General features: G+C 62.9%; 15 protein-coding genes and 1 pseudogene. 9 read left to right on the top strand and 7 right to left on the bottom strand.

The genetic code is table 11. The annotated features are described in order from the left end of the window. Positions 1-79: 79 nt before the first annotated feature. Both BVC93_RS21700 and BVC93_RS21710 read right to left on the bottom strand, forming a co-directional pair. On the bottom strand, positions 80-1,054 hold the full coding sequence (locus tag BVC93_RS21700; RefSeq protein WP_236950475.1) for a nitronate monooxygenase: 975 nt from the start codon (positions 1,052-1,054) through the stop codon (positions 80-82). Between the two features lie 1,228 nt (positions 1,055-2,282). Next, positions 2,283-3,601: pseudogene (locus BVC93_RS21710) on the bottom strand (lipase family protein). A 470-nt stretch (positions 3,602-4,071) separates the two neighbouring features. Here BVC93_RS21710 and BVC93_RS21715 point away from each other — a divergent pair. After that, on the top strand, positions 4,072-5,202 hold the full coding sequence (locus tag BVC93_RS21715) for a serine hydrolase domain-containing protein (RefSeq protein WP_083739273.1): 1,131 nt from the start codon (positions 4,072-4,074) through the stop codon (positions 5,200-5,202). Positions 5,203-5,628: 426 nt separating this feature from the next. Beyond that, complete coding sequence (locus BVC93_RS21720) at positions 5,629-6,609, top strand: quinone oxidoreductase family protein (protein ID WP_083739274.1); 981 nt, start codon at positions 5,629-5,631, stop codon at positions 6,607-6,609. 86 nt (positions 6,610-6,695) lie between these two features. Here the strand turns inward: BVC93_RS21720 and BVC93_RS21725 are convergent, their stop codons facing one another. From BVC93_RS21725 to BVC93_RS21735, 3 genes are all read right to left on the bottom strand, one after another. Beyond that, entirely contained in the window at positions 6,696-7,454 is a 759-nt protein-coding gene (locus tag BVC93_RS21725) for a nitroreductase family protein (protein ID WP_442928970.1), read from the bottom strand. Between the two features lie 94 nt (positions 7,455-7,548). Beyond that, positions 7,549-9,186, bottom strand: a complete 1,638-nt coding sequence (locus tag BVC93_RS21730; RefSeq protein ID WP_157517024.1) for a flavin-containing monooxygenase — start codon at positions 9,184-9,186, stop codon at positions 7,549-7,551. Positions 9,187-9,710: 524 nt separating this feature from the next. Further along, positions 9,711-10,244, bottom strand: a complete 534-nt coding sequence (locus BVC93_RS21735) for a nuclear transport factor 2 family protein (protein ID WP_083739276.1) — start codon at positions 10,242-10,244, stop codon at positions 9,711-9,713. A gap of 433 nt (positions 10,245-10,677) precedes the next feature. On the opposite strand from BVC93_RS21735, the gene BVC93_RS21740 reads away from it, so the two are divergent. The 7 genes from BVC93_RS21740 (at position 10,678) to BVC93_RS21765 (ending at position 17,842) form a co-directional block, all read left to right on the top strand. Further along, on the top strand, positions 10,678-11,229 hold the full coding sequence (locus BVC93_RS21740) for a MarR family winged helix-turn-helix transcriptional regulator (protein ID WP_083739277.1): 552 nt from the start codon (positions 10,678-10,680) through the stop codon (positions 11,227-11,229). 243 nt (positions 11,230-11,472) lie between these two features. Next, positions 11,473-13,317: a flavin-containing monooxygenase gene (locus BVC93_RS21745; RefSeq protein ID WP_083739278.1), complete on the top strand. Its 1,845-nt coding sequence runs from the start codon at positions 11,473-11,475 to the stop codon at positions 13,315-13,317. Then, a complete protein-coding gene (locus tag BVC93_RS21750) occupies positions 13,314-14,057 on the top strand; it encodes an SDR family NAD(P)-dependent oxidoreductase (protein WP_083739279.1) in 744 nt (247 codons plus the stop codon). Before BVC93_RS21745 ends, BVC93_RS21750 begins: the two co-directional genes overlap by 4 nt. A 73-nt stretch (positions 14,058-14,130) precedes the next feature. Next, positions 14,131-15,318: an AMP-binding protein gene (locus BVC93_RS21755; RefSeq protein WP_250638130.1), complete on the top strand. Its 1,188-nt coding sequence runs from the start codon at positions 14,131-14,133 to the stop codon at positions 15,316-15,318. Between the two features lie 20 nt (positions 15,319-15,338). Then, on the top strand, positions 15,339-16,136 hold the full coding sequence (locus BVC93_RS34435; protein WP_335583100.1) for an AMP-binding enzyme: 798 nt from the start codon (positions 15,339-15,341) through the stop codon (positions 16,134-16,136). Continuing rightward, on the top strand, positions 16,129-17,337 hold the full coding sequence (locus tag BVC93_RS21760; protein WP_083741226.1) for a CaiB/BaiF CoA transferase family protein: 1,209 nt from the start codon (positions 16,129-16,131) through the stop codon (positions 17,335-17,337). The genes BVC93_RS34435 and BVC93_RS21760 overlap by 8 nt, the downstream gene beginning before the upstream one ends. A gap of 73 nt (positions 17,338-17,410) precedes the next feature. Continuing rightward, complete coding sequence (locus tag BVC93_RS21765) at positions 17,411-17,842, top strand: nuclear transport factor 2 family protein (RefSeq protein ID WP_192860056.1); 432 nt, start codon at positions 17,411-17,413, stop codon at positions 17,840-17,842. Between the two features lie 66 nt (positions 17,843-17,908). Here the strand turns inward: BVC93_RS21765 and BVC93_RS21770 are convergent, their stop codons facing one another. Further along, positions 17,909-18,862: a cyclase family protein gene (locus BVC93_RS21770; protein ID WP_083739281.1), complete on the bottom strand. Its 954-nt coding sequence runs from the start codon at positions 18,860-18,862 to the stop codon at positions 17,909-17,911. Then, positions 18,852-19,124 (bottom strand): Zn-ribbon domain-containing OB-fold protein, encoded by a 273-nt coding sequence (locus tag BVC93_RS34125; protein WP_236950059.1) that lies wholly within the window; start codon positions 19,122-19,124, stop codon positions 18,852-18,854. The genes BVC93_RS21770 and BVC93_RS34125 overlap by 11 nt, the downstream gene beginning before the upstream one ends. Between the last annotated feature and the right edge of the window lie 28 nt (positions 19,125-19,152).

The following is a 19,152-nucleotide window of genomic DNA, read 5'->3' on the forward strand; positions in this document are numbered from 1 at the left end:
GTTAGCGCTGTGGGTTTCGGCGCACCCGCACCGCACATCCGTGAAGATCAATCTGGCCGACGCCAAACGCAGACGGTTCCTACAGCGCTGACGTCAGTTCGGTGAGGATGGTCGCGGTTGGCGCGTTGCGGGCCTGCCGGTAGCCGGTGCCTGCCCACAGGTGTACGTCATCGGCCACCCCGGCGGCGGCTGCGGCTTTGCGCAGCGGGCTGGTCAGGTAGTGAATCGCCGGATACCCCAGCGGCGCTTGGCTTTCGAAGGTGTTGATGAAGTTGTTGCGTAGCCCGCGGGCGGGCCGGCCAGTGAAGGACTTGGTCAGAACGGTCTCGGTGAAAGCCGGATCCTGCAGTGCTGCTTGGTGAGTGGCTGAGATGCCGCTCTCGTCGGCCAACAGCAGCAGCGTGCCCACTGCGGCGGCCGACGCCCCGGCCTGTAGCACGGCTGCGACGGCGTCCGACGTCACGAGCCCACCTGCCGCGATCACCGGGAGGTTCACCGCGTGGGTGATCTGGGTGATCAGATCGACGATCGGGACGTCGGCGATGGGTTGGGATGGAGTCAGTGTGCCGGAATGCCCGCCCGCGACGCTGGCCTGCACGGCCAGCCAGTCGACGCCCGCCGCCGCGGCCAGTCGGGCTTCCTCGGCGTTGGTGACGGTCTGTATGACGACCGTGCCCTGCTTCTGCAGCTTGGCGATGACATCACGACCGGGCAGGCCGAAGGTGAAGCTGACCGCCGGCACCGGGTCGGCCACCAGCAGGTCGATCTTGGCGGCCCAGGCATCGTCGTCGTCTTTGGGTTCGACGGGCAGGGTGAGGCCGAAGCGGTCGGCCTCCTTTTGCACCTGCGCGGCATAGGCCTGGTAGTCGGCGAGACTGATGGGTATCGGATTAGGCGCAAAGACGTTGACGCCGAAAGGAACTGACGCCTGCCGCACGGTGGCGATGTCGGACTGCAGTGCCTCGGCTGATTTGTAGCCGGCGGGCACAAAGCCGACGCTGCCCGCGCCGGCGGCGGCGATCACCATGGCCGGGGTGGTGGCCCCACCTGCCATCGGGGCGGCGATCACGGGGATATCCAACCCGAGGTTGGCCAGAAGTGAGATCACGGGTCGACGGTACCGCTCGGTCGCCGAGCCGCGTCGGGTTCTCTGGCGATGCGCTCACCGATCTGCATGACGCTTGGTCCGGCTGTTGCTCGAAAGAATGTCGCAAAGTTGTGCGCCGGTGTCGAGAGCGAGGGACACTTGGGCCGAGGGTTGCACGAGGGGGGCTCGCATGACATCCGATTCGGGGGACGGCGTCGATCCGGCGCATGCGCCGGCGCATCGCAACTCAGATATCCCATCTGTGTCATGCCCGAACGGGCATCCGAACGCGTGGGATTACAAATTCTGTGGTCGCTGTGGTGCTCCGATCGGCGTAGTCGCTTGGCCGGCCGAACATGAGGAAGAACCCGAGGCGTAGGCTTCATCAACCCCAGGTAGAGCTTGCCTCCGTCGGTGCGGTGCTCGGTGATGTCGGCCAGCCAGATCTGGCCGGCAGCCTGGGTGCTGAACTGGTGTTGGACGAGTCGCGAACCTAGTTTGGCGGAAAGCGGTTGTCAGCTAACGAATACGGACGGTTGGCGAGTATTCCGCCGTGGCGCAACCAGTCGCATCGAGCCCAGCGCAACTCACCGCTGTCTGGCCTCTTCACTGCTGGAACGAATGACTTCTGTAGTGCGCTCCAGGTGCAGATCTTGGCGTTTCTCCGCGCAGGGGTTGGTCACCCGCGGAAAGTTGGCCGCTGATGTTCGTCTCGGAATACGTCATATGCTGCAGCGATCATCTCGGTGGATACGTCGGGATGGCTCTTTGCCACTTGCGCGATCGCCTCTTTCGTGTTCGAGCCGATGCTTGAGGTAGCTAGAGGCGCATCGGCCCCCACTAGTGCCGCGTTGAGCAGAGTCCGAAACTGCTCCAGGACGGAACCCTCAGCCCGTTCTTTACTCATAGATCCCTCCCATGGGTCGTTTGTGCTCGCCTGTGAGTGAAGACGGCCCGCTCCGCCGCGGTTGACGGCGGTGCGGTTGCCTTGGCGGATGGCCAGTCCGCGCCGTCACTTGGTGAGGTTGACGCCGTGTTCGATCACGCTGCGCATCCTGGATTTCGCCAAGCAACGTCGATGGTGGACGTGCTCGTGGTCCGCGATGCTTTCGGCTGACAGCGTGGTGGCAGGGTTTGGCAGTAGTCACCTCCAGTACGCCGGCGGGACCGCACCAAGTTCGACATTCGGGCGTTTTTAACTTGGTAGCTCGAAGGGTGGCAGAGCGTTGCAGTTGGGTGTGGTGGGCACACCGTTGAATCTGTCGGTGATCCACTGGATTCCGCGCTCGCCGTCGACGTAGTAGGTGAGCAGATTGTTGATGTGGGTTTTGTTGAGGAACGGGGGTTGTTCGTTGGTCCAGAATTGGACGTCGGCGCCTTGGCCGCACCAGTCGGCGGCGAGTTGGCGGGCTCCGACCCAGGGAACAGCGGGATCAAACCTGTTGATATCTATGAAGACTGGAGCGTTGGGTTTCAGAGAGCCCAGCTTTTCCGCGGCGAACGCCGATTTGATGGGTTCAGATCCGAACAGCTGCAGTAGATCCTGGTTGAAGTAGGGTTGTAGGTGACGGAACATGAACTTCATGAGCACCTCATCTGTGCAGCTGTAGCGGGTCTTTGCCAGGAAGTCGGCGCCGCGGGGCGTGAGTGTGGCCCTGAGCCCCTGGTCGGCTTCAGGAAAGGCTGCGATGAAGGCATTCAGTGCAAAACCCATGGTTCCGACGAACATTGATCCATCCAAGTGTGGTCCCGACAGAGCTGGGTTGGCGATGGGGGCTCCTACAAACGATCCGACGACTTTCAATTCGGGGGCGTAGCTAGCCACCATTTCTGCAGCAGCGCCGGATGCTGCGCCACCAGGGCTGTAGCCCCAGAAGGCCACGGGGCCGTTCGGATCCAGCGAGGTGTTCGGCAGTCGCTGGGCAGCTCGGGCTGAGTCGATCACCGCTCGTGCGGTGGGTATGCGGATGCCAGCGGTCGGGGGTCCGTAGGTTCCCACGCCCTGGTAGTCGGAGAGGACCACGGCGAATCCACGGTCCAGCATGGTTGCCCAGAAGCCTTGTTCGAACAGTACGTTGAAGTCGAGGTAGCCGCCGTAGTGCATGCCTCCCTCCCCGATCAAGCGAGACAGAGCACACTGGTCTCCCAAGCCGGCCGCCCACGGTGCGAAGGCGATCAGTGGTCGCGGACCCTGTCCCGGCCAGGGCCGTTCCGGTTCGAAGTAGGTCCCGGTGACTGCAACCGGCTCACCTCTCAAGTTGGTGCTTTGGTACATGATGCGGGTGGCGGTCGCCGAGTAGTTGCCGTGTCCGGCGGGGTCGAGTACGGCGCGCATCGGTTCGGTGCGGATGATGTCTCCGGGAACACCCGGGGGAGTGGCGCCGGTGGGGTGTAGAACGGTCGGTACTGACACTCGGGCTGATAGCCGATGTTTGGCGGGCAATCATCGGCATTCGCGGTTTGCGTGTGTGAGACCGCGACCATCGCGAGCGCAAGAATCGCGGTCGTGGCCATCACTGCGACGCTGCGGGTCAAGGTGCGCAGGGCGCCCCAGCTGGCAGCGAACCTTCTCGGGTTGGTGCAACGCGGGGAGGCATTCTTGTCGCACTTGGGCTTAGGCGCTGGGCTCATCTGCGTCCTCTGGGTCGGGAACGATCGGGAAAGCGCGAAGAGGGTTGGTTCTCAATGCGCGTCTCGGACTGGCGGCCAAACGTGCTAGCCGACACATCACGGCGGTTCTGCGGTGAAAATCACGTCCGTTGAACGTATCGATTGGGGCATTTCGGTTGACTCGTCGAGGGTTCTTCGGTAAAGCCGCCGCGCTCATCTAAAGTGCGCGTTGGGGGAAGAAAACGCGGCGAACCCGAATCGTTGTAGGCGGTTACAACCGACACCGGAATGACCGAGCCCAACCCCGGTCCAGTTCATAGCGTCAACGCTGAGCGAGACCGTCCATGGTCGTCGCAGTGAGGAGACAAGGGGCGATGGGCCGAGTCGGCGGCACGTGTCAGGACGCTTTTAGCGGTGTTCAGACCGTTTTTGAAGAGTTGTTCGATGCCGGCGAGGTCGGAGCCTCGGTTGCCGTGTTCGTCGATGGGACACCGGTTGTCGATTTATGGGGCGGCCTGGCGGACCGCGATGCAGGGACACCGTGGACGGCGGACACCATAGTCTCCACCATGTCTACGACCAAGACGATGACGGCGCTGTGCGCATTGGTGTTGGCTGATGACAAAGAGCTGGATTTGGATGCCCCGGTGGCGCGCTACTGGCCGGAGTTCGCAGCCGCTGGTAAGGATGCGATCGCGGTGCGGCACTTGCTCAGTCATACCTCAGGCTTGGCTGGATGGGACTTACCGATGAGTGAGGACGATCTGTACAACTGGGATCTCGCGTGCTCGCGGCTCGCGGCGCAGGAGCCGTGGTGGAAGCCGGGTACCGCATCGGGCTACCACGGGCTCACCTTCGGGTATCTGGTCGGCGAGGTGATTCGGCGGATCACGGGAACTTCAGTTGGGCGCTTCTTTGACGCCCGCATCGCGAAGCCGTTGCAGGCTGACTTTCAGATCGGAATTGACTCTTCAGACGATGTGCGCGTTGCGCGACTGGTTGCACCTGAGCCCGTCGAGTACGAGCTCGATCCGAATTCCATTATGTTCCGAACTACAACCAATCCGGCGCCGACCGTCGAGTGGATGACACACGATGGGTGGCTGCACTCCGAAGTTCCTGGAGCTAATGGGCACGGTAATGCTCGGTCTGTAGCCAAGATTCAATCGGTGATGTCGCTGGGGGGCGAGGTCAACGGCGTCCGAATCTTGTCGGAGGAAGGTTGCCGCCAAGCTTGGCGGCAACTGTCTTCGGGGGTCGATCACGTGCTCGGGATTCCGGTTCAGTTTGGGCTCGGATACGCAGTAAGCACGGAGGGGATGCCTTTCACGGCGGGACACCGGGCGATCTTCTGGGGCGGTTGGGGCGGATCTCTGGTGGTCAACGACCCCGAAGCTCGGATGACCTTCGCGTACGCGATGAACCGCCTCGGGCAGGGAACTGTTGGCGACGGGCGGACGGCCAAGCTCTTGGCCGAGGTGTACCGCAGCCTCGGAAGGGCGTAGGTCCATCGGTCGCAGTTCGCGCCGGCGGGGCTGTGCTTGTCATGTCCGGTGTACGCGTGGGGGCGATTGTCGATGGTGCGGCTGGGTAGCGGCTTCTGCCCGGTCCACACCAACCGTTGTCGGTAGTTGTTGACTGTGACCTCGGGTGGGTTCTGGCTATGGCGAGAGGGCAACGTTGCCAGTCACCGTGCTGCGGATACGGCCAGGGACCGCACCACTTGATCATTTGGTATACGGCTGCCGCTCCGGCGTCCGTCGGGTTGCGCCGCTTGGGGTTTGGGCCGAGGCCTCCGAGCGCTGATGCAGTCTTGAACACGAAACCCCTTGCTACCCAGTGCCTGTGTTGATTGAGGCAGGTGTCAGTGCTGTGCACTGGTCGCATCGTCGGCACGGCGCGGGCGTTCGATAGCCTGAGGAGGCGACAGTATGCAGGCTGTGGTGATGGGCGAGTACGGGAGGGCAGATGTCCTTCGCCTCGGCCAGTTTCCGGATCCAGATCCGCGTCCTGGTTGGGTTGAGGTCGACCTGGCGGCGAGTGCGTTGAATTGGCATGACGTCTTGGTTCGTCAGGGGGTGTACAGCTCGCCGCTGCCGCACGTGCCTGGTGCCGATGGATGCGGGTACCGGCGCGACACCAACGAGCGGGTAATGATCGTTCCGTCGCTGTTCTGGGGATCCAGCCAGAGTGCGCCAGCCCGGGACTGGGAGATTCTCGGTGACTGCCGTCCTGGTACCTACGCAGAGCGCGTCAGCGTGCCGGAGAACTGCGTGGTTCCGGCCCCGGCCAAGTGGAGCGTCGAGCAGTGCGCGGCACTGCCGCTGGTGGGTATCACGACGTATCGAGCGCTGTTCGACCGCGCACGCTTGCGGGCGGGTGAGTCGCTGCTGGTCCTTGGCGCCAGCGGGGGCGTGGCAACAATGGCTGTCAGTCTCGCCACTGCTATCGGGGCCAGGGTGGTGGTCACGTCCGACAGCCCCGGCAAGATCGCTTCGGCACTCGAAATCGGTGCGAAAGAAGGGATCTCACACACTGGGGCAGACTGGGTGGCCAATGCCCGAGACCTGACCGACGGCCAGCAAGGCTTCGACGTGGTGCTCGACCCGGTGGGACGGTGGTCGGAATCGGTTGCGTGCCTTCGGCCGGGCGGTCGTTGCGTCGTGCTGGGATCGTCTGCGGCGCTGAACGCCACCTTGGAGATCCGCCCCTTTTACTTCGGCCAGTATCAGCTGATCGGGACGACGATGGGAAGCACCGCGGATATGCGCGGGTTACTGGATCTGATCAGCGGACATGGTGTGAGGCCGCCGGTCATCGACAGAACGTTCCCACTTGGGGAGGCCGCCGAGGCCCATCGCTACCTGGAAACAGGGATGGCCTTCGGCAAGGTTGTCCTCAAGCACGGCTGACGGCCATCGGGGATGCGTTGGGAGATCGGCATGACTTGGGTGTTCCTCGGTCGGTGTGGTCGAGGCAAACAGTAGCGAGTAGGTCGCTACTGTGTTCCTCGACCACAGCTCAGGCTTTCGGCCCTACCAGCCGTTCCAATGCAGGACATCCTGCACCGGCCCGCGGCGTGCGGGCTTGAAGCTGGTGCCTTTTGTGTAGGCGACGGGGAAAAGCCCGACCTGGGTGTTGTCGGGGGCAGACCGAGAAGGTCGGTCATGTCTTTGTCGCACCACAGGTGGCCGGTGGTCCAGGTACTACCCAAGCCGCGTGACCGCAGTGCGAGCATGAAGTTCCACGCGGCGGGAAGCACCGAGCCCCAGGCCGACGCAGCTTCGAACAGCCTGAACGTGTCGAAGCGCGCTTTCAGGAGGGGTACTACCAGAACCGGGGCCTCTTGGATGTGGTGATAGAGGTGCAACGAGGATTCCCACACCTTGCTTGTCCCAGCGGCATCGGTGACTTCCATACCCATACGCGCGACGGGTCCTTCATCTTTGGCCTGGGACTGATCGTAACTCTCGACCAGGTCCTTGACGTCGATATCGTCGGCTGCTTGCGTGGATTCCTTGACGAAGGTGTCCACGCCGGCGCGGTAGATATCGCCCATCTGGGCGCGGATTTTGGGGTCGTCGACGGCTACCCAGCCCCAGGCTTGCAGGTTCTCTCCGCTCGGGGCTTGGAAACCGATTTGCAGACACCTTTCGATGGTTTGTCGGCTGACCGGACGGTCGAAGTCGAGCCGCTTGCGCACCGCGCGGGTGGTGGTGAGCAGCTCATCGAGTGAGAGGTCGAGAACATCGTCCATGATGTATTCCTTACGGTTGTCGGTCGTCGTTAGTCGCCGGTGCTGTGTGATCCTGGGCAGTGATGGGCTGCACGCGGATCCCTTGCGCCCGCCGTCAGGCGGTCACGAAGGCGTTGAGGCCGGTCTGCGCTTCGAGAGCGAGGGTCCGGTAGTTGGCGAATCCGCCGCTGTAGGCCAAGCCCTGGCGGGGCTTGCCAGGAATGTTGGAGCCTAGCCACCAGCTGTCGGTCTTCCAGATCAACGTGCCCGCGTACAGAGCGGTAACGTGCTCCGTCCACTCGACCTCAGCCTCCTCGCGCGCCTCGATCTCGGTCAGCCCCTTGTCGGCCATGGTCTGGAGCACCTCGTCCACGTAGGTGCTCTGGAAGTCGGCCAGTGTCGGCGGGGAGAAATGGAAGGCTGGCGACTGAGGGCCGAGCAGCATGAAGAGATTCGGGAATTTCGAGGTCATCATGCCCAGCACGGTGCGAACGCCGTCCTTCCAGTGCTCGCGCAGCTGAACGCCGTCGCGGCCGCGGATGTCGATACGCAGCGCCGCTCCCGAGCCGCCGTCGAATCCGGTGGCGAAGATGAGGACGTCCAGTTGGTGCAAGGCCCCTCTCTGCAGCCGCACACCTTCAGCCACGATCTCGGCGATGGGGTCGTCAGCAATATCGACGAGTTCCACGTCTGCTCGGTTGAAGGCCTCGTAATAGCCTCCCTCACCAGGGGGGCGACGCGACAGAGGCGGGTGCTTGGGTATGAGTTTCTCGGCGATCTCTTGGTCGTGAACCATTTCTCGAATTTTCCTCTCGAGGAATGCTCGCAGTTCGTTGTTGGCAGCTTCGTCACGAACGAGATCAACGAAGCTGCGCCCGAGATGGACGCCGCCTGCCTGCCATCTCCACTCAAAGTCCGAGATACGTTCACCGCGACCGATATCCATGGCATTGCGCGTCTCGGGGCGCGCTATCCGGCCATCCATCAGTACCATTCCGGGACCGCGGCACTCCTGCTCGAGGGCACGGATCTCGGCGTAGTTGTCCTTGACGAACCGTTCATAATCAGGGTCCATAGGTTTGTTACGCAGTGGGAAGCACCAATTGGCTGACCGCTGGAAGACTGCCAGGTGTCGGGCTTTGCCGGCACAGGACTGGACAACCTGGACTCCGCTGGCGCCGGTGCCGACGACACCTACTCGTTGACCATCGATCTGAGGTCCGGGCTCCGGCCACTGGCCGGTGTGGACGAGAGTACCCCCGAAGCTGTCGAGGCCCGGGATGGTGGGGAAGGTCGGAACCGAGAGGAAACCGGTCGCCAACACGACGTTCGGCGATTCGTACACTTCTGTGCCGCCGCCGCTAACCTCGGCCACAGACCGCCACAGCTTGGTGGTCTCGTCGTACTCCATCGATGTAACGCGTCGCCCGAAACGGATGTCCGGCCGAAGATCGAGCCTATCGGCGATCCAGTTCAGGTAACGCTCAACCTCCGGTTGGCCGGCGTACTTCTCCGACCAGCTCCAGTCCTGCTGCAAGTCATCTCGGAACGAGTACGAGTACTCCAGGGACTCGACATCGACGCGAGCTCCGGGGTATCGGTTCCAATACCACGTTCCACCAACGCCTTCTCCCGCCTCGAGGAGAACGCTCGAACGTCCGCGTTGCCGCATGACATCCAGCGCCCGGAGGCCCCCGAAGCCGGCGCCGACGATCAGGACCTGAACTGCTGTAGGTGTTTCGCTAGAACTCATGAAATCTCCTGTTTGGCGCACGAACTGGCGAGCTAGACGACATTTCAAGGCCGGGTGCGCAACCGGCGGACCAGCGGGCAAGTATCTCGACGGCCGTCAGACGGCTACGGTAGCCAGCTCAGGCGAGCGACCAGCGGCGTATTTTGGGCGGCTTGTGCGGATCTCCATTCCGCGTACGGGTGAGAGGGCAGTGCGGGTCCGGAAATCTGTTCCAGAGCCTGGGCGCCACCGATGACGAATGCACATGCGGGGATGAGGGGAAGCATTGGACGTGTCCGCCGTGCAGGGCGTGCGGCCTCTACTGTCGCGGGCTGGCCCGCCACGGGCAGAGTCAAGCTTTGTGCAAGGCCACAACGTCCAGCCGCCGGCTGGTGCGGCATTTCAATCACCTGCGGCATCGGCTGCGCCGTACGAGGCCGCGAAGCCGGATCGGTCGCAAGCATCAACCGGAGGTCAGTGTCCCGGGGACGGATCGGCCGGTATTCCGAGTCGGGAGGGCGAGATGGTCAGCGGGCGTTGGTAGCTCACATCCTGAAGATCTCTACGACTGAGTTCTTTTGTACGGGCGAGAGCCTGTTGGCGGGGCGGCAGGCTGTCGATGTTCGGGGAACCGCTTGCTCGAACGCGTCGCCGGCCAGCGGTAGCTGCCAGTCCGTGAGTACCACCCGTTTGGTGATCGCCCATCCACCGTTGTGACGAATGAGCTGGTCGATGTAACGGCCACCCGTCATCCCGAACGGCTTTCCCTGTTTGTTCACGCTGCTGTTGATGAAGTAAGTCTCCACATGTGCGATGTCGCCATCGATGTCCACGTTGTGATTGGCCAGCAGGTGCTGTGTGCTGTGCCGCTGCTCGATGAGCATTTTCTGCATCCATTCGTAGAACTCGTCACGCCCGCCGAGGAAGAACCCGTAGTCGAGTACAACATCGGGATGACAGGCGGACTCGTACAGTTCGCGGTCGAGTCGGTCAGCGCCGCGCGCGAAGGAGTTGATGGTGTCGTAAATTTGTTGGCGGTCGCTGAAACGCCGAATTTCTTTCTGCAACGAATCAGACATCGGGTCGCTCCTTCTTCGGCAGCCTCCGGCAGGCCGCAGTATGGGTTACAGGTGAATCCGCTGAGCCTAGGAACCGCGACTCTGTTTTGGCGCCCCCGCTGCGAACAGATTGTGACGATGTACAGCGAGGCTGGGATCAACCAGTTCGAGGTGTCGGCAGCCGGCTTGTCGATCCGAGGCGGAGGCTTCGACCCTGGTGGTGTAAGTGCATGAGTCTGGAACGATTGCCACCGCACGGGCGACGCTTCGACCTCGCCTCGAAACCTGTTGTTCGTTCCTGGCCCGGAGCTGGCAGACCCGGCGGTATGCTCTGCGAGGTCGGGCCCACGTTCGGGTGTTCGCACTGAGTCCACGGGGTTGAGCGAGTAGCGCTTGGACTGTTGGTTTGTCCGGCCGCGTTGCCGGTAAGCATCGATTCTCACAGCGGAGGGATATGGCACAGCCCGCGTTGCGCTCGCCGGTTCTCGATCCGGCACGAGTTTCTGCACATGAAATGGCTGACTACATAGATACGGTGTTAGTCAACCGTGACCCAGATCTCGACAGCGACGCACTGAGGTTATCGACCAATCTGAAGCGGGCTTTGACATTGCTCGGACATCGGGAATCTGAGGCGGTGCACCAACAGATCGACTGTCCGACCGCTGGGTTCCGTGTCTTGGCCATGCTGTGGATTTTTGGTGACATGTCCACCCGAGATATCTGCAAGCTCTCCGGGGTATCCCGCCAGGCTCTCGCCGGTGTGTTGAAGACTCTGGAGAAGCGGCGTCTTATCGAGCGCGACAGGTCCACCGGTTCTGATCGCCGACAGTACGAAGTCGGTATCACTGCTGATGGAGCGAGGTTGATAGAACCGGGCCTGCAGATGCAAAACGATGTGCACAGTCGGTTCTTCGCCGTGCTTGAACCTGAGGAGCAGCGACAGCTGTCCTCGCTGCTGACCAAGCTGGTGGCTGAACAGAGCCACCCCGTTGCGGGCCTCTAACGGGGGTTGAACCGCCCCAGCGACGGGGTTCAAGAGTCGACGTGACTGCGGTCGAGCCGGTAACCCAGTAGCGCTCTAAAGCACGCGACTGTTGTCTCAGCTGCCCTTCGAAGTAATGCGCCGTTGTAGCGGGCCACAACTCGCCGCGGACGCGGGCTAGGGCCGGCTGCGCGAGCGAAATAGCGTCGCTTGCACACGCCGCGGCTGTGCCGCACCAGTGCTGCTGTGAAGGAGCGTCTTCTGATGATCACCAAACTTCCCGTTTCCGGCCTCCCCATTGAGGTCGACTTCGACCCGGATCTGGTCCGCCAGAAGTACGCAGAGGAACGGGCCAAGCGGCTACGTCCGGATGGCGCAAACCAGTGGCTGGGACTCGGCGACACCGTGGAGATCGACTCGTCTGACCCGTGGTCAGAGCCGATCGACCGGGAACCGCAACATTTGCATCTCGACGCTGTGGTTCTGGGGGGAGGTTTTGGCGGTCTGCTGGCAGCAGCCGAGCTCACCAAGCTCGGGGTGACCAGTTTCCGAATTGTGGAGCAGGGCGGTGACTTCGGCGGAACCTGGTACTGGAACCGGTATCCGGGCTTGCAATGCGACATCGAGTCCTACCTCTACCTGCCGCTGTTGGAGGAGACGGGCTACATACCGACATCACGTTGGGTGTTCGGCCCCGAGATCCTCGAGCACGCCCGTCGCATCGGCCGGCACTTCGAGCTCTACGAACGGGCACTCTTCCAAACCACCGTCAGTGGAGCCGAGTGGAACGGTGCCGACAGTGTGTGGGTCGTGCGTACCAATCGTGGGGACGTCATCGAGGCACGCCACTTGCTGCGCGCCAACGGACCGCTCAACAAGCCGCAAATACCGCGTGTGCCCGGCATCGCCGACTTCGCCGGCAAGATCATGCACACCGCTCGCTGGGATTACGAGTACACCGGAGGTAATCCCGATGGTGGCCTCGACAAGTTGGCCGACAAGCGGGTTGCCATCGTCGGTACGGGTGCCACAGGCATTCAGGCGGTGGCCCCGGTTGCCACCTCCGCGGACAAGCTCTATGTGGTGCAGCGCACGCCCACCAATGTCGGCCCGCGGCACAATGAGCCGACCGATCCTCAATGGGCGGCGTCGCTGCGGCCGAACTGGCGCGCTGAGCGGATGCACAACCACATCCAGATCCTCAATGGCTATCCGCAGGAGGAAAATCTCGTCGCAGATGCCTGGACCTGGATCTTCGGTGAGGCCAACGGCCAACACCTCGTTGACGTTCCAGTCTCCACACTGGCTTTGGAAGATCAGATCGCCGTTGCCGAGCTGGCCGACATGATTCGAGTGCAGCAGGCGCACAGGCGGATCGAGGAAGAGATCGACGACCCGCAGCTGGCTGAACTCCTCAAGCCGTGGTACGGCGTCATGTGCAAGCGGCCGTGTTTCAATGACGACTTCTATCCGGCGCTCAACCGCGACAATGTGGAGCTGGTGGCTTCCCCGCAAGGGCTTGAGCGCATTACCGCGGACGGGTTCGTCGTCGATGGTGTTCATCACGAGGTGGACCTGATCATCTTCGCCACCGGCTTCGAAACCGGCACCTCGCACGCCAGCCGCTACGGCTACGACCTCATCGGTCGCGACGGGATCTCGCTTCGTGAGTACTACGCGGACGGGAACATAACTCTGCACGGTTTCTTGACTCCGAACTTTCCGAACTATCTCGAGCTGGGAGTCAGTCAGAACGGATTCACCGTCAACGTGGTGTACATGCTCGAGCAAAAGGCTCGTCACGCCGCCCGCCTGGTCGCTCACGCGGTGGAGCACGGCATCGCCCAGATGGAGGCAACAGAGGATGCAGCCCTGCAGTGGCGGTCGGTGTGCATGGAGGTCTACAACATTCGCTCGGGTTACTGGAGCATGTGCACCCCCGGTTACTACAACGGACAAGGAGACGCCGATCACGCGTTCTTCCTCAACATGTACTTGGGCAACGAGGCCGACTACTGGGTGATGATCGACAACTGGTGGGACCAAGGCACTTTCGCCGGTGTCACACTCACGGCAGCTCAGCAAGACACCGCGGCGGCCCGATCGTGAAACTCGAGGGCCAGATCGCACTCGTCACCGGGGGTGCCGCGGGACTCGGGCGGGCCGCTGCGCTGCAGCTAGCACAGGTTGCTGCACACGTTGTGGTGGTTGATCTGCCAGGACACAGTGGTGATGAGGTTGCAGCACAGGCGGACAACGTCACCTTCGTAGCGGGCGACGTCACCAGTGCCGAGGACATGAACAAAGCCTTCGGTGTGGCCGACGAGTTGGGAGCGTTGCGGGCTGTGGTCCACGGCGCCGGAGTGGCAATGCCCATCTCCGTGCACGGTGAGCAGCCAGTGGAGGCACTGGCGAGTTTTCGTCGGATTGTCGACATCAACATCACCGGAACGTTCAACGTGATGCAGTACGCCGCCCGATCGATGTCCAGGCTCGAACCTCGAGACGGCGATCGAGGCGTTATCGTCACAACCTCGTCGATTGCGGCGTATGACGGTACCAATCCGGCGTATGCGGCCACCAAGGGTGCGGTCGTATCCCTGACTTTGCCCGCGGCCCGCCGCCTGGCATCCTCGGCGATTCGGGTGGTCAGTGTGGCTCCCGGCGCCTTCGACACTGCCATGCTTCGCGGTGCCGGGGCCACGCAGGTGGTGGAGCAGGTGCCCCATCCACGCCGCCTCGGTGACCCGGTGGAGTTCGCCACCTTCGTGCACCACATCATCGAGAACCCCTATCTCAACGGTGTGACACTGCGCATCGACGGCGCTGCGCGACCGCATCCTTACTGAGCGCGCCTCCAGACGGGTGGGGCGCGTGTGCGCCGGTTCAATCGACCAACAAGCCAAGGAGAGCCACAAACCAGTGAGTGTGCATGGGGCTGACGAGCCGAGCTGGGAGCCTGATAAATCTGGGATCGACGACGCCGCGATCACCGATTTCGCAAAATGGGTCGGGTCGCGTACCGGCCGTGACGTTTCTGAGTACGCGGATCTGTGGGCGTGGTCGACGGAGGACGTCGCTGTCTTCTGGGCCGCGGTCTGGGACTACTTCCGTGTCGAAGCTTCGGTGCCGGCCCTCGCGGCCATGGGTTCTCGAGCCATGCCGGGTGCCGAATGGTTCCCGGGTGCGCAGTTGAGCTACGCCCGCCACGTCTTTCGCGACCGCGCTGACGACGCCATCGCGCTGCAACACGCCTCGGAGCTGCGGCCACTCGATGCCTGGACTTGGGGACGACTCAAAACCGAAACCGCTGGAATAGCGCACACGCTGACGTCATTGGGTGTCGGGCCCGGCGACGTCGTTGCGGCCTACCTGCCCAACCTCCCCGAGACCGTCGCCGCGTTCCTGGCATGCGCGTCTATCGGCGCGGTGTGGTCCAGTGCGGCACCAGAATTCGGTGTTCGCGCGGTGCTTGACCGCTTCACTCAAATCAGGCCCAAAGTTCTGCTCACCGTGGATGGCTACCGCTACGGGGGCAAGGACTTTGACAGACGAGATGCCCTGCGAGAGTTGATGGGTGGGCTGCCCACGGTGCAGGCGGTATTCGGACTGCCGTATCTCGATGACGCCCCCATCCCGGGGACGCGACCCTGGTCGACGCTGGTGGCGCCGGCCTCACCTGAACAGCTCGAGTTCGCCGAGTTGCCGTTCGAGCACCCGTTGTGGGTCCTGTACAGCAGTGGTACAACCGGATTGCCGAAAGCGATAGTGCACAGTCAAGGCGGCATTCTTCTCGAGCATCTCAAGATGATGAGCCTGCACGTCGACGCTCGCAGCGGAGACCGAATCCTGTGGTTCACGACCACGGGTTGGACCATGTGGAACTTCCTCGTGGGGTGCTTGCTGACTCCGGCGTCGATTGTGTTGTACGACGGTAGCCCAACCCACCCCGGACCCGACGTTCTCTGGGGCTTGGCCGAGCACGCCGGCGTCACCATCTTCGGTGCCAGTGCGAGCTTTCTGTCAGCATGTGCGAAAGCTGATCTGGCCCCCGCGAGCAATTCGACCTGTCCAGTGTCCGTGCCATCGGCTCCACCGGCTCGCCGTTGACACCCGAAGGTTTCGACTGGGTGTACCAGCGTGTAGGACAACATATTTGGCTGTTCTCCACCAGCGGTGGTACCGACGTCTGTACCTCCTTCCTGGGCGGGGTTCCCAGCCTTCCTGTGCGTCGCGGAGAGCTGCAAGCCCCCGCACTGGGCGCTGCGGTCGCGGCCTGGGACGTACGCGGGCTGCCGGTGCGGGGGGAGGTGGGCGAGTTGGTCATCACTGAACCGATGCCCTCGATGCCAATCCGGTTGTGGGGCGACGACTCGGGCGAGCGTCTGCGTGACGCGTACTTCGAGACCTACCCGGGAGTGTGGCGGCACGGAGATTGGGTCGAGATGACCCCAAGCGGCGGTGCGATCATTCACGGTCGCTCTGACTCCACAATCAACCGTGGCGGTGTCAGAATCGGCACGGCGGAGGTCTACCGGGCTGTTCTCGGCCTGGACGAGGTGGTCGATGCGCTGGTGGTGGATGTTCCGCGCGAAGGCACTCAAGGGTGGGTCATGCTGTTCGTGGTGCTGCGGGATGCCGTAGTGCTCGACGATTCGTTGACTGCGGCGATCCAAGCGCTGATCCGACGGGAATGTTCACCTCGGCATGTGCCCGATGAGGTACACGCTGTTGCTGATGTGCCGCGCACACTCTCCGGAAAACTACTCGAGGTTCCGGTCAAACGTATCCTCATGGGCGCACGAACCGACGCCGTGGTCAGCGCCGACGCCCTGGCTAACCCGGGCGCTCTGACCTACTTCGAGGAGCTCGCCCGTGCCACGATGGACGCCGGTGCACAGCGCGTAGCGGGCAATGCGCATGCCTAGCGCGGTGGAAGTGGGGCCGCTGCAGGGCCTGCGTGTAATCGAACTGGGGACAATCCTTGCAGCGTCCACGGCCACGCGGATGCTGGCTGATCTCGGCGCCGAGGTCATCAAAGTGGAGGCACCGGATCGGCCGGACCCGATGCGCTTCTGGGGGCGCGGCACCTACGAAGGTCGTGCGTTGTGGTGGGCGGTGCAGTCCCGCAACAAAAAGTTGGTGACAGCCAATCTACGCACCGCCGAGGGTGTCGACATCTTCACCCGACTGTGCGACACCTGCGACGTCGTCGTGGAGAATTTCCGGCCCGGCACGTTGGAAAAATGGGGGCTCGGCTATGGCCGCCTGTCCAGCTCGAATCCAGGACTGATTCTGGCCCGCATCTCTGGCTACGGTCAGACAGGTCCCTACGCTGCTCGGCCGGGATACGCTGCGGTGGGCGAGGCGATGGGTGGCATGCGCTACATCAACGGCTACCCCGACATGCCCCCACCGCGCACCGGTCTGTCATTGGGGGACACCCTGGCGGGAATGTTCGCGTCCCAAGGCGTGTTGGCGGCGCTGCACGAGCGGACTCATAGCGGCCGCGGTCAGGTCATCGACGTCTCCTTGGCCGAATCAGCCATGGCGATGATGGAGAGTGCCTTCGCCGAATTCGACAAGCTGGGTCAGATCCGGGGGCCGTCCGGCACCGGGTTACCCGGGGTCTCACCGTCGAACCTGTTCGCGTCGCGCGACGGCAAATGGATTGTGATCGCGGCGAATCAGGATCAGATCTTCACGCGATTGTGTGAGGCGATGGGCCGCCCCGACCTGGCGACCGACCCTCGCTACGACACCCACGTCGGCCGTGCAGCCCATCAGCAGGAACTGGAACAACTTGTTGCCGAATGGGTTGCCGCCCACGATGCAGCCGAGCTTGATCAGATCCTCACCCGACACGAAGTCGTTGCGGGTCCGGTCTACTCGGTCGCCGACATCGTGGCCGACCCGCACTTCCGCGATCGCGAGTCATTGGTCGTCCACCACGACGTACATTTCGGTGATTTCTTGTCCCAGAACGTAGTTCCGCGCTTAGACCGCACGCCGGGGCGGGTGCGGTGGACAGGTCCTTGGGAGTTGGGGGCGCACAACACCGAGATCTACGGCGCGCTCGGTATCGGCGACGAGGAGTTGAAGTCGTTGCGCGCGGGCGGTCATGTATGACCGCCGGGGTTCTGACCACCCAGCGGCTGCGACGTACGGGCCCGGCGCACCGGCAATCTGCAAAGGAGTGACAGTGGCAGGCAACCTCGAGGTGAGTCCAATGATGACGCCCACACAGGGACTTCTCGCGTACATGTCGGCATTTGAAGAGCTCGACCTCAACGGTCTGTTTGCGATGTTCGACGACCATCTGACAATGAGGTTTCCCTACATCGTCGACGGCTATCCCAAAGAGCTGCAGGGTCGTTCGCAATGCGAGGGGTTCTTGTCCTCCGTTGCAGCAATCTTCCGACAGGTTCGCTGGGTCAAACGCGACGTGTATTCCACGAGTGATCCCGAGCTCGCGATGGCGATCGCGGAGTCTTCTGTGATCTTGTCCGGCGGCGGCACATACACCAACGATTACGTGCTGCTGCTGCGGATGCGCGAAGGAAAAATCATCGAGTACACGGAGTACTTCGACCCGAACCGCGCGCACTCGGTGTTCAGCGCCGCAGCCGGCTGAGCGGATTTCACTGCAGACTCTCCGCAGACGCGAATCTGGCATCAACGTCGCGACAACGACGCCCGCTCAGCGGATGGCCAGCGGTGTGACGGGCGAGCCGACTGCTCCGGTGATGTTCAATGGCGGGGCCACAACCAGGAACTCGTAGGTGTTGTCTGCAGCGCAGTCCGCGGCCAAGGCTTCCATATCCCACATCTCGCCCAGATGTATCCCGGCATTGACCATCAGCAGGACGTGGACTGGATTGACCAATCCTCCTTCAGAGGGACGTACTTCCAAACCCCAGGTATCGGCGGCCACGGCTGCGACGTCGCGGGAGCACAGGAAGCGCGTGGCGTCGACGGATAATCCCGGGGCGTCTCCACCGGCGTAATCAGCCCACGATCCGCGGTCGCGCACCTGGGCGAGCTGCCCGGTACGGACAAGCAGGAAGTCGCCCGCGCCGACTTCGACGCCTTGTCGATCGGCGCAGCGTTGGAGGTCACCGCTGTCGATCCCTGTACCCGGCTCCAACCACTGCACACCCTCGTCGCGTGCTACATCGAGCAGCACGCCGCGCCCCACCGCCCGGTCAGCCAAGCCTGTCACGGCGTTGCGTGCGGCCCCGGCGCTGGTTACGTCGGTGGTGGGGCGGCCGTTGTACATCTGGTTGTCATAGAAGGCGTGCGCCAAGGCATCCCATTGAGTGCCGGCCTGTAGGTAGAGCTGCACCACATCGTCGGTGCCGTCGAAGCGTGGCTCCAGGCCGGCTGCGGCCGCGATGTCACCGCCGTCGCGCGCCATGTAGTGCTGGATGTTGGATCGGCCCGTCAAGCCTTGCCCAGTTTGAGGGCCGTTGCGGTCCAGAGGCAGTGCCAGCGGGTAGACCTGTCCGGTACGGACCAGGCTCGCGGCCCGCAGGACAGTGCCAGGCTCGATCAGGTTGGCGGTGCCGATCTCGTCGTCGGGCCCCCAGCGGCCCCAGTTACGGCAGTGCAGCTGTAGTTCGTGGTATTGCTCCGAGGTCAGGTCATGTCGCATCGTCGTCGCCGTTCGGGTGCTCGTCGCGGCTGATCTCGAAGGACGTTACCGTGATGCCACCCACTTGTTCGGGGCGCAGTATCACGGGTGCATCCATGGTCGGTTGCCGTCCGGTGAGCGTGCTGATGAGGCGAGGTCCTTCGTCGAGTTCGATGATCGCCACGGTGTACGGAACGCGTTCGCGGAAGAACTCGTGGGGCGCGTGGTGGTAGACCACCCAGCTGATCAGGCGGCCGGTGCCGGCGGAGGCTTCCCACTTCACGTTTGGCTCTCCGACCAAACACCGTGGG

Origin of the sequence: Mycobacterium sp. MS1601 (assembly GCF_001984215.1) — a bacterium.
GTDB lineage: Bacteria > Actinomycetota > Actinomycetes > Mycobacteriales > Mycobacteriaceae > Mycobacterium.

Bases quoted from the DNA above. Each gene is read 5' to 3' on its own strand.
- BVC93_RS21700 (WP_236950475.1), bottom strand. From the start codon at position 1,054: ATGGCAGGTGGGGCCACCACCCCGGCCATGGTGATCGCCGCCGCCGGC.
- BVC93_RS21715 (WP_083739273.1), top strand. From the start codon at position 4,072: ATGGGCCGAGTCGGCGGCACGTGTCAGGACGCTTTTAGCGGTGTTCAG.
- BVC93_RS21720 (WP_083739274.1), top strand. From the start codon at position 5,629: ATGCAGGCTGTGGTGATGGGCGAGTACGGGAGGGCAGATGTCCTTCGC.
- BVC93_RS21725 (WP_442928970.1), bottom strand. From the start codon at position 7,454: ATGGACGATGTTCTCGACCTCTCACTCGATGAGCTGCTCACCACCACC.
- BVC93_RS21730 (WP_157517024.1), bottom strand. From the start codon at position 9,186: ATGAGTTCTAGCGAAACACCTACAGCAGTTCAGGTCCTGATCGTCGGC.
- BVC93_RS21735 (WP_083739276.1), bottom strand. From the start codon at position 10,244: ATGTCTGATTCGTTGCAGAAAGAAATTCGGCGTTTCAGCGACCGCCAA.
- BVC93_RS21740 (WP_083739277.1), top strand. From the start codon at position 10,678: ATGGCACAGCCCGCGTTGCGCTCGCCGGTTCTCGATCCGGCACGAGTT.
- BVC93_RS21745 (WP_083739278.1), top strand. From the start codon at position 11,473: ATGATCACCAAACTTCCCGTTTCCGGCCTCCCCATTGAGGTCGACTTC.
- BVC93_RS21760 (WP_083741226.1), top strand. From the start codon at position 16,129: ATGCCTAGCGCGGTGGAAGTGGGGCCGCTGCAGGGCCTGCGTGTAATC.
- BVC93_RS21770 (WP_083739281.1), bottom strand. From the start codon at position 18,862: ATGCGACATGACCTGACCTCGGAGCAATACCACGAACTACAGCTGCAC.